Origin of the sequence: Allobosea sp. WAO (genome assembly GCF_001509835.1) — a bacterium.
Taxonomy (GTDB): Bacteria; Pseudomonadota; Alphaproteobacteria; order Rhizobiales; family Beijerinckiaceae; genus Allobosea.
In genome coordinates this window covers 437,683-449,777 of the sequence record NZ_JXTJ01000004.1, presented here as the reverse complement: position 1 = coordinate 449,777, position 12,095 = coordinate 437,683, and the positions used below count along the sequence as shown (strand labels likewise).

Sequence of the window (12,095 nt, the reverse complement as noted above, 5' to 3'; positions counted from 1 at the left end):
ACGGTTCAGATTTTTCAGTGTTCTTAAGTCGTTTTCTTGCCACCAGATTTGGTCTCGAAATTGATCGGACCTATTTCTCTCACTCGCTCTGTTTAGTTACCGCACTATCTCGCTAACGAAGGATTAATCTGCCGCCGTCGTCCCGACGTCGGTGAGCTTATTCCATACTCGATTTGTCTTCGTGAGCGAGGGTGTGATGAAACTCAACACGCATGACCTGCAATTCATCCTGAAGCAGATCAAGATCTCCGAAGCTCATACCGAAGGGGCCTCGCTCACAGATCTCGTCGACAACCCGCTCGTCCCCTATGGCCTGCGGACGGTCGATGGCTCGTGGAACAACCTCACCCCCGGGCGCGAATGGGTTGGCTCATCCGACCAGATCATGCCGCGGTTGCTCGATCCGGTCTTCCATGACGCAGAGACAGCCCCTGCCGGCCTCCATGGTCCGGGATCGCCCGCAGGAACTACACAGACCAGCTACGAGCAGACCTCCGGAAACGTCTACGATTCCCAGCCGCGTCTGATCTCGAACCTGATCTCCGACCAGACCCTTGCCAACCCGGCGACGATCATCTCCGCGCTGATGAATCTCGGCCATGAGGATCCTTACGCCTTCCTCGCGATTGCCGCGAACAAGGCGGTCTATGACGGGGCGGTCTCGGCCTACGAGACCTATGTGCAGGCCGAGAAGGGTGTCGCGACGGCGAAGCAGGCGCTGGCAAACCTCTATTACGGCCCGCCGCCGGCCCCGTCTGCGGTCGCCGCGATGCAGGCGGTAATCGACGTCACCGTAAACGTGCTCAACACAGCGACTTTGGCCAAGAACGCTGCCTACGCAGCTCTCGAGGATACCCTCGGGGTGACCATGGAGGGCGACTCGGTCCTGATTCCGAACGTCGCGCCCGACCTCGGCGACACGGCTCCGTTCAATGGCTTCTTCACGCTGTTCGGCCAGTTCTTCGACCATGGCCTCGACCTCGTCAGCAAGGGCGGCGCGGGTACGGTCTACATCCCGCTCCAGCCCGACGACCCGCTCTATGTGCCTGGCAGCGCCACGAACTTCATGGTGCTGACCCGCGCGACGCCGGTCATCGGCGCCGGCGCCGATGGCGAGCTCGGGACCGCGGACGATACGCGCGACCACAACAATGAGACGACGCCCTGGATCGACCTGAACCAGGTCTACACCTCGAACCCGTCGCATCAGGTCTTTCTGCGTGAATACGCGCTGGTCGATGGCAAGCCGGTCGCGACCGGCCGCATGCTCGAAGGCGCCAGCGGTGGCCCTGCGACCTGGGCCGACGTCAAGACCCAGGCGGCCGAGATGCTGGGCATCCAGCTGACCGACATGGACGTGCTGCGGGTTCCCGCGGTCCTGACCGACCTCTATGGCCAGTTTGTCGGCGGCGCGAACGGCTTTCCGCAGCTCGTGACGGCATCCGGCTTCGTCGAGGGTGATCCCGACGCTCTGGCTTTGGCTTCTCAGGCGCTTCCGGCTGGGCGGGCCTTCCTCAACGACATCGCCCACAGCGCGGCTCCGTCCGGTCCGGTCGATCATGATCGCAACGCGGATACGCCGGCTGTCGAGGTGCTGCCCGATGACGACGACGTCGCCGGAAACGCCATCATTCCGAACATGTTCGGCATCGCCACGACCTACGACAACGAGCTGCTCGATGCGCATTTCATCGTCGGCGACGGGCGCGGCAACGAGAATATCGGCCTGACCTCGGTGCATCAGATCTTCCATGCGGAGCACAATCTGCGCGTGGAGCAGATCAAGCACGAGCTGTTCACCGCGGAGAACGCCAGCGTCGCGTTCCTCAACGAGTGGCTGGTGACCGACCTGACTCAGGAGCAGTTCAGCGCGGCCAGGGCCCAGCTGCTGGCGCTGGAGAATGCGCCGACGCCGAACGAGCAGGCGATCGACGCCTTCTACGCTGGCTTCGCATGGGATGGTGAGCGTCTGTTCCAGGCCGCCCGCTTCTCGACCGAGATGGTCTACCAGCATCTCGTCTTCGAGGAGTTCGCGCGGGCGGTCGCGCCCGATGTCGACCCGTTCCTGTTCTCGAACACGACCACGGTCGACGGCGCCATCGTCGCCGAGTTCGCTCATGTGGTCTACCGCTTCGGCCATTCGATGCTGACCGACACGGTCGACATCCTCAAGGCGGGCCCCGGCGGCGTACCCGTCGCGTCGGAGATCGGGCTGATCGAGGCCTTCCTCAATCCGATCGCGTTCAACGCGGCGGGGACCAGCGCGGAGGACGCTTCCGCCGCGATCCTGCGCGGCATGATGCGCCAGACCGGAAACGAGATCGACGAGCACATCACCGACGCGCTGCGCAACAACCTCGTCGGCCTGCCGCTCGACCTCGGCACCATCAACATCGCCCGCGCCCGGGAGACGGGCGTGCCATCGCTGAACGAGGCGCGCCGGCAGTTCTACGAGGACAGCCAGGATAGTCGCGTGAAGCCGTATGAGAGCTGGTTCGACTTCGCCCTGTCGATGAAGAATCCGGCATCGCTGATCAACTTCGTCGCGGCCTATGGCACGCATGCGACGATCACTTCGGCGACGACGCTCGAGGACAAGCGCGACGCCGCGACCCTCCTGGTGATGGGCGGAACGGGGGCGCCGGCCGACCGGCTCGCCTTCCTCAACGGCAGTGGCGCCTGGGCCAATGATGCGGATGGCGTGACCATCACCGGCCTCGACAAGGTCGATTTCTGGATCGGCGGCCTCGCCGAGAAGAAGATGACCTTCGGCGCGATGCTGGGCTCCAGCTTCACCTATGTCTTCGAATACCAGATGGAGCAGCTCCAGGCTGGCGACCGCTTCTACTATCTCAGCCGCACGCAGGGCCTGAACCTGCTGAACGAGCTCGAGGGCGACTCCTTCGCGCAGCTGATCATGCGCAACACCACGGCCGGCGACGAGAATGCGCCGCATATCAACGGCGCCGCATTCCAGACCGCCGCCTATATCCTGGAGGTCGACCAGGCCAGGCAGATCACTGGCCTCGGTGCCGACGGCAAGGCGGACCCGCTCCATAGCAACCCGGTGTTGCAGGCGATGAGCCCGCTCGTCGTGCGCGACAATCCGGCGACCAGCGAGGTCGACACCAACTACCTGCGCTACACCGGCCTTGAGCACGTCGTGCTCGGTGGCACCGCCCAGAACGACACGCTGATCGGCGGCGAAGGCGATGACACGCTCTGGGGCGGCGACGGCGACGACCGCCTCGAGGGTGGCTATGGCGTCGACCACCTTCACGGGGGTGCCGGAAACGACATCATCACCGACAGCGGCACCGATATCGGCGCGGCCGACGTCATCCACGGCGATGACGGGCACGACGTCATCACCCCCGGCAACGGCCTCGACCTGATCTTCGGCGGCCGCGGCAACGATTTCATCTATGGCGGGACCGAGGCCAAGACGGTCTCGGGCGGCGAAGGCAACGACTTCATCCGCGGCGGCACGGGCATCAGCTTCCTCGCCGGCAACGAGGGCGACGACTGGATCGAGGGCGGCGACAGCTTCGATACGCTCGCCGGCGAGAACTCCGAGCTCTTCTTCAACTCCTCGATCATCGGCCACGACGTGCTGAACGGCCGTGGCAACGACAATGACTACGATGCCGAGTCTGGCGACGACATCATGTTCCAGGGCGAGGGTATCGAGCGCAACAACGGCATGGCCGGCTTCGACTGGGCGATCCACAAGGGCCATGAACAGGCTGCCGACTCCGACATGACGGTGTCGATCTTCCAGAACCAGCAGAACAACATCCTGCGCGACCGCTTCGACCTCGTCGAAGGCCTCTCGGGCTGGAAGTACGACGACAAGCTGGTCGGCCGCGAGGTCGTCATGGGCGCCTACGACGCCGACGGCAACGCCACGGAAGTCGATCCGGACGCGCCGCTGGATTCCTACTCGAACGCGCTCCTCGAAAAGAACTTGCACCTGATCGACGGGCTCGACGCGCTGGTCGCCCACCTCGAACGCAGGACAGTCACCGTCGCCGGCAAGACCGAGACCATCGTCATGGATACGGCCGATGCCTCGGACATTATCCTCGGTGGCGGCGGTAGCGACGTGATCGAGGGCAAGGCCGGCAACGACATCATCGATGGCGATCAATGGCTGAACGTCCGCATCAGCATCCGCGATGACGAGGGCAACCAGCTCGCCACGGTCGACACCCTCGACCAGGTCATCACCGGCGCGCTGGTCTCCGCCTGGAATGGCCGGACCTTGCCCGAGCTAATGCTCTCGCGCGCGATCGTCCCGACCCAGCTCAACATCGTGCGCGAAATCCTGGATGGCGACGAGGCTGGCGATGTCGACGTCGCAGTCTACTGGGACGTCAGGGAGAACTACACTTTCACGGAGAACGCCGACGGCAGCATCACTGTCGAGCACGTCGAGCAGTCGGATGTGATCGATCCCGTCACGGGCCGCAATCGAATCTCCGACGGTATCGACCGGCTGTTCAACATCGAACGCCTGCGCTTCGGCGACGGTAATGGCGGCACGATCGAGTATCCGATCGAACAGCTGATCAATACGCCGGCGACCGGCGCGCCGACCATCACCGGCACCGAGCAGATCCTGACGGCAGACATCTCGGGCATCGCCGACGTCAACGGTGTACCGCCAGCCAATGGCTTCGCCTATGTCTGGGAGGCCTCGGCCAATAACGGCACGACCTGGACGGTCATCGCCGGCGCCAACGGCCAAAGCTTCAGCGTTCCCACGAACCTCGTCGGCCAGCTTCTGCGCGTCACCGCGAGCTTCACTGACCTCGCCGGAAACGTCGAAGCCGTGACCTCGGTCATGACGGCCAGGGTCGGGAACACCGGCGGCAACACGCTGGCCGGAACGGCAGGGCCAAACCTTCTCAACGGCCGCGATGGCGACGATACGCTGACCGGGGCGGACGGCGACGATGTCCTCAATGGCGGCGGCGGTGACGACACGCTCAACGGCGGCGCAGGCAACGACGTCCTGAACGGCGGTGCTGGCGCTGACACGATGACCGGCGGCCTCGGTGACGACACCTATTTCATCGACGACGCCACTGGAAACTCGCGCGATCGGATCATCGAGGCGGCGGGAGGCGGCACCGACACAGCCAATTCCTCCGTGACGTACACGCTGGAGGCCAACGTCGAGAATCTCGTCCTGACCGGTACGGGCAATATCGGCGGGACCGGCAATGCGCTCGCCAACGTGATTACCGGAAACTCGGGCAGCAATGAGCTGGCGGGAGGCGGCGGCGATGACATCCTTGACGGGGGCGCCGGCAACGACACTGCGATCTTCAACGGCGACGCTTCGGACTATCTCGTTTCGGTCAACACGGCGGGGCAACTGGTCGTGTCGGGCCCGGACGGCACCGATACGCTCACCAGCATCGAGGCGCTCGAATTCGATGACGGCACGTTCGGCGTCGTGCTCGGCACCGACGGCAACAACGACAATCTGAACGGCAACAACGGAGCGAACGGCAACCAGATCGTCCTCGGACTCGCCGGTAATGACGAGCTCAACGGCGGCGGCGGCAACGACATTCTCGTCGGCGGCGCCGGAAACGATGCGCTTCTCGGCGGGACGGGCACCGATACCGCCGCCTTCTCCGGGCCGATCTCCAACTACAGCCTCGGCGTCAATGGCACGAACATCGTGGTTACCGACACCGTCGGAAACGACGGCACCGATACGCTGAACAGCATCGAGCAGCTCAGCTTTGCCGGGGCGACCTATACGGTGGTTGCGGGCACGACCGGAAACAACAATCTCAACGGTGGCAACGGCTCGCAGGCCATATTCGGCTTCGCAGGCAACGATACGATCGTGCAGGTCAGCAACGCGGGCGGCCGTGACCTGGTGGATGGCGGCGACGGCACCGATACCTACCAGCTCAATGGTTCGAACGGCGCCGAGACTTTCGTGGTCTATTCCCGTGCCGCCGCCGTCTCGGCCATCGCCGGGCTGTCGTTGGCGGCCAGCACCGAGATCGTCATCGCCCGCAATGGCGCGGTGATCGCCGAACTCGACAATATCGAGGAAATCCGGATCAACACCCTGCAGGTGACCAGCCCGGGCGGTGCGGGCGGCGGCACGAACGGCGGCGACACGATCCAGGTGGTCGGCAACTTCAACGGCACCAGCCTGAACTTCAGCACGATCACCATCGACGGCGGTGCCGGCGACGACACAGTCGATATCTCGGGCCTCGATTCCGCCCATCGCATCGTGTTCCGCTCGAACGGCGGCAACGACACGATCGTCGGCTCGCTAAGACCGCAGGATGTGATCGAGCTGCCCGCCGGGGCGACGCCGGAGGATTACGAGATCACGACCGACGAGAACGGCGTGACCACGATGACGAGCCCGGCGCACAGCATCTGCTTCACGGCGGGCGATGACGGCATGCCGCAGTTCGGCTCTGGCCATCACGAAGATGACGATGATCATCAGGGTGGCGACGACGACGATGATGATTGCGGCTGCGACGATGATGACGACACCCAGCCGCAGGCCACTGGTCCGCGGACCGGCACCCCGCAGGCTGACGTTCTGACCGGCACGGCCGGCGACGACAACATCGTCGGCTTCGCCGGGGACGATGTGCTGATCGGCGAGGCGGGCGACGATGCGGTCTCCGCAGCCGAGGGCGCCGACTTCGTCGATGCCGGAGCGGGGAAGGACGTGGTCTTCGCCGGATCGGGCGACGACCAGGTCTTCGGCGGTGCCGGCGACGACCTGATCCACGGCGAGGCCGGCAACGACCGGCTCTTCGGCGAGGCGGGCAATGACTGGATCGTGGCCGGCGCCGGCGACGACACGGTGGTGGCGGGCAGCGGCGACGACGTGATCGTCGGCGAGCAGGGTGACGGCAACGACACCTATTTCGGTGATGATATCGGCGGCGGCGCGGGCAACGACACGCTCGACCTGTCGGCGATCACCGCGAACCTGACCGTGGATCTCGGCAACGGCCTGCTCGGGCGCGGCAGCGCGTTCAGCACACAGAGCGGCAGCGACACGCTCTGGAATATCGAGAATGTCGCGACCGGCGCGGGCAACGACACGATCACGGCGAGCAACGCCGTCAACGTGATCGAGGGAGGCGCGGGCAACGATACCTTCCGCTTCCTCAGCACCGCGGCGGCCGACGGCGACACGATCCTCGATTTCGAACCGGGGGACCGACTCGATCTCAGCGGCATCGACGCCAATACGGGACAGGCCGGCAACCAGAGCTTCACGCTGGTGAACGGTCCGCTCACCGGCGCGGCTCAACTGGCAGTGACCTACGAGACCCGGCAGGACGGCGATTACACGATCGTCAGCGGCAGCGTCGATGCGAACAGCGACGAAGAGTTCCGCATCGAGTTGAAGGGCAGCCACAACCTGAACGCCGGAAACTTCTCGCTCTGAGCGCCAGGCAGCCAGGGCAGGCGGGGACAAGCCCCGCCTGCCTCCACCGCGTTTCCTCATAAATTTCGAACTCACGGTCTGCCGCCATGGCAATGTCCAAAGGCCTCGCAAGTGCCCGCAAGCGCGATGTCGCGAAGCTGACGGAAGGCTTCCGCAACGCCTTCCTGTTCCTGTTCCTGGTCTCCGGCATCATCAACATCCTGGCCCTGACCGGCTCGCTCTACATGCTGCAGGTCTACGACCGGGCGCTGACCAGCGGCAGCGTGCAGACCCTGGCGGCGCTCTCGATCCTGGCGATCGGGCTCTATCTCTTCCAGGGCGCCTTCGACGTCATCCGCTCGCAGGTGCTGGTGCGGCTCGGTGCAAGGCTCGACCACAACATCGCGCCGATCGCGCATCGCGTCGCCATCGACATGCCACGCTTCGGCTTCTCGAGCGCAGAAGCTCTGGAGCGCGGCCGCGACGTCGATACGGTGCGCGGCTTCCTCGGCAGCCAGGGGCCGGGCGCCCTGTTCGACCTGCCCTGGATCCCGCTCTATCTTGCCTTCGTCTACTTTCTGCACCCTTGGCTCGGCGCCCTGACCTTTGGCGGCGCCTTCGTGCTCGCCGTGCTGACGGTGCTGAGCGAGGTCGCGACGCGCCAGATCAACGGCACGACGCGCCAGGCAGCAATTGCCCGCAACACGATCGCCGACAGCAACGCCCGCAATGCCGAGGTGCTCAAGGCGATGGGTTTTGCCGACCGCGCGGCCGAGCGCTTCGACCAGGCCAATCGCGAGCATCTCGTGCTGCAGACGAAGTCGAACGATTTCGGCGGCACGTTCGGCGCCATCTCGCGCGTGCTGCGCATGGTCCTGCAATCGGCGACGCTGGGGCTGGGCGCTTATCTCACCATCAAGGGCGAACTGTCCGCGGGTGCGATCATCGCCGCCTCGGTCGCCTCATCCCGTGCCCTTGCCCCGGTCGACCAGGCGATCGCCAACTGGAAGCCCTTCGTCTCGGCGCGCGCGGCCTTCCAGCGCCTGCGCGAGACCGTGGTCGCGCTCAGCCAGGCGAGCGAGCCGATGGAGCTGCCGACACCGTCCCGTTCTCTCAAGCTCGAGAAGATCTCCGTGGCTGCGCCAGGGACCGGTCAGATCCTGCTTAGCGATGTCAGTTTTGAGCTCGCCGCCGGCAAGGCGCTCGGCATCATCGGTCCCAGTGGCGGCGGCAAGACGACGCTGGTCCGGGCTCTGACCGGGATCTGGCCGACCTTGCGCGGTTCGGTCCGGCTGGACGGTGCAGAGCTCGGCCAATGGCCGGAGAAGACCCTCGGACGCTCGATGGGCTATCTGCCGCAGGAGGTGAGCCTGCTCGACGCCACGGTCGAGGAGAACATCTCGCGCCTCGATCCGCATGCCGACGCGTTCGACATCGTGGCGGCCGCAACGGCCGCCGGCATTCATGAGATGATCCTGCGCCTGCCGGAGGGCTACAAGACCCAGCTCGGACCGCAGGGCGCCTCGCTCTCAGCGGGCCAGCGTCAGCGTATCGGCCTGGCGCGGGCGCTTTACGGCAAGCCGTTCCTGGTCGTCATGGACGAGCCCAACTCCAATCTCGACGGGGAGGGCGAGGCAGCGCTGAAGACGGCGATCGAATCGGTGAAGGCGCGCGGTGGCATCGCTGTCATCGTCGCGCACCGGCCGAGCGCCCTGACCGCGGTTGATCTCGTCGGCGTCGTGCAGAACGGCAAGCTCGCCGGCTTCGGCCCGCGGAGCGAGATTCTCGCGCCAGCGGCGAGCCAGGCCGGACCGGTGCCGCAGCCCGCCCAGGCGCCTGCCGCGGCTCCTGGCCCTGCCAGGCTGCCGCGGGTTAGCGAGCACCTCAACGCCTTGCACGAGCGGGTGTCGGCATGACGATCGAGGTCAGATCCTTCCGACCCGAGGCAGCGCAGCTTCCAGCGACGCAGGAAATCTATCGCGGCCCGACGACTGAGCCGGCCCCCTCGCGCTGGCCGGCGGTGTTGGTGCTGGCGCTCACTTCCGTCGCCATCTACCTCAAGAGCATGTTTCCCGGTTTTTCCCAATCCGATCCGAGTTCGCCCGTCAGGCAACCGGAAGCGGAGGAAACTGGGGAAAGTCGGATGCGGCAGGCCCGCGCCGAGGACGTGCCGGCGCAAGAGGACAGGCAGCCCGAGGACGAGACCGGCTCGCTCGACGACAAGCCGGGCGAAGCCGACCATGCGATCGGTTCTGGCGGCCTCCTCCACGCCGTTGGCGGTATCGCCGATTTCATGGGGATCGACTCACCCGCCATCGATTACGCGCTGCTGCCTTTGCCGACACGCCAGCTGGCGAGAGACTTCGATCTCGACTACGGCCGCGAGCGTGTCGGCAACGACAATGTCGGCGTCGCTTCCTTCGGCGATTCGTCCACGGGAACTGGTCTCCGCAACCGCGAGGACAGTGTCGACGGCGTTGCCGCCGGCAGCGGTCTCGAAACGGGCGCGCGGAGCAGCCTGCCGGTGGTGGTCGGCCCGTTTGCGCCGGTGATCGTCACGCCCGATCCCGTGCCTCGGCCGCACGATGACGACACTGATATCGATCCGCCGCAGCCGCAGGATCCGCCGACGCCGCGCAACCGGGCGCCGCGGGTGGCGGCACCGGTCGTGCTGGGCGATATCGGCATCTGCAAGAGCTTCCTGATCACGGCCGTCGCGCTCCTGGCGGGCGCATCCGATGCCGACGCCGACCCGCTCACCATCGTCAATCTCCGAGCCTCTTCGGGCGAGATCGTCGCGGTCGATGGTGGCTGGGAGTTCAGACCCGCGGAAGGCTATTACGGCCCCGTGACGTTCAGCTACGAGATCAGCGACGGCGACGCGAGCGTCGTGCAGGTGGCATCTCTCAGCGTCGTTACGTTTGTCGAGCTCATCGGCACCGATGGCGACGATAGCCTCGTCGGCACCGAATGCGCCGACCTGATCGATGGCCGCGCGGGCAACGACATGATCGACGCGCGCGGCGGCCACGACATCGTCTTCGGCAGCGACGGCGCCGACGTCATCTACGGCGGGGCCGGCGATGACCTGATCTATGGCGGGCGCGGCGACGACATCATCCATGGCGGCAGCGGCAACGACACGATCCATGGCGGCGCCGGTAATGACAGGCTCTATGGCGGGGATGGCGATGACGTCATCAACGGCGATGACGGTGACGATCTGATCGTCGGCGGCGCGGGCCGGGACCAGTTGTCGGGTGGCTCTGGCAACGACGAGATTCATGGTGGGGAGGGAGACGACAGTATCTCCGGGGGTAGCGGCGACGACGTTGTCCATGGCGACGCCGGCAACGACATGATCGATGGTGGCAGCGGTAACGACCTGCTCTCGGGCGGCGCTGGCGATGATCATCTCATCGGCGGTTCCGGCAATGACGTCATTCTCGGCGGCGATGGCGACGACGTCATCGACGGCGGCGAGGGGGACGATCAGATCGATGGCGGCTCCGGCAACAACGTCATCTCGACCGGCTCGGGCATCAATACGGTCACCGTCACGGGCAGTGGCAACAACCTGGTCATCGGCGGCAATGGAATGGACATGGTCCAGCTCGCCGCAGGCGCCGACACCGCCAGGCTCGGCGGCGGCGACGATGCTGCCTTCGGCGCCGATGGCGATGATCGCCTGTTCGGCGAGGACGGCAACGACACCTTGCGTGGCGAGGACGGTGACGATGTCCTCGATGGCGGGGCCGGCAACGACTACCTGTCGGGCGGCGCCGGCAAGGACAGGCTCTACGGCGGCGACGGCGCCGATACGATCGACGCCGGCGCGGGCGACGACTACGCCGAGGGCGGCGACGGCAACGACGTGATAATGCTGGCCTGCGGCGACGATGAAGCCAAAGGTGGAGCCGGCGACGACAGCATGTTCGGCGGCGACGGCGATGACGATCTCGACGGCGGCGAGGGGAACGACGTCGTCGATGGCGGCAATGGCGACGACCGCATCGAGGGCGGCAGCGGTCACGACACACTCCGCGACGGCGCCGGCCGCGATCATGTTCGCGGTGGTACCGGCGATGACCGCATCGTCGCCGCGCTGGATGGCGATGACGATTGCTACGATGGCGGTGACGGCCACGACACGCTCGACCTGTCGCAGGCGCGACGCAGTGTCGATATCGACCTCGTCGAGGGCACGGCGATCGGCATCGAGATCGGCCACAACCGGATTTTCGACCTCGAGGAGATCATCGGCGGCAGCGGCGACGATCACTTCACTGTCGGCGCCAACGCAATGACGCTCAGTGGCGGCGAAGGCTGCGACACCTTCACCTTCGATGTCAGCCTCGACGACGAGGACCGCGCGCTCGTTCACGACATCCTCGATTTCGAGGCGGGCGATCGTCTCGTCATCAAGCAGTACCAGATCCGCTCCGACTGGGACGATGACGACGATCGAGAGCGTGACAGCGAGGACGATCGCTTCGAGCGAAACTACGGCGACAAGGACGATGACGATCAGCCGTTCAGGTTCCGCATCGAGAAGATCGGCGATCACGAATGGACCTTCGTCGACGTCTTCGTCGAGCAGCAGGATGAGCGGGATTTCTCCATCGAAATCCTCGGCAGCCATCGGCTCTATTACTACTGA

General features: G+C 65.5%; 3 protein-coding genes. All 3 read left to right on the top strand.

All coding sequences use genetic code 11. The annotated features are described in order from the left end of the window. The first annotated feature begins 196 nt into the window (after positions 1–196). On the top strand, positions 197–7,456 hold the full coding sequence (locus DK26_RS06515) for a peroxidase family protein (protein ID WP_066469537.1): 7,260 nt from the start codon (positions 197–199) through the stop codon (positions 7,454–7,456). A gap of 86 nt (positions 7,457–7,542) precedes the next feature. Continuing rightward, positions 7,543–9,351, top strand: coding sequence for a type I secretion system permease/ATPase (locus tag DK26_RS06510; RefSeq protein ID WP_083533010.1), 1,809 nt, complete (start codon positions 7,543–7,545; stop codon positions 9,349–9,351). A gap of 227 nt (positions 9,352–9,578) precedes the next feature. Then, complete coding sequence (locus DK26_RS06505) at positions 9,579–12,095, top strand: cadherin-like domain-containing protein (protein ID WP_184231664.1); 2,517 nt, start codon at positions 9,579–9,581, stop codon at positions 12,093–12,095.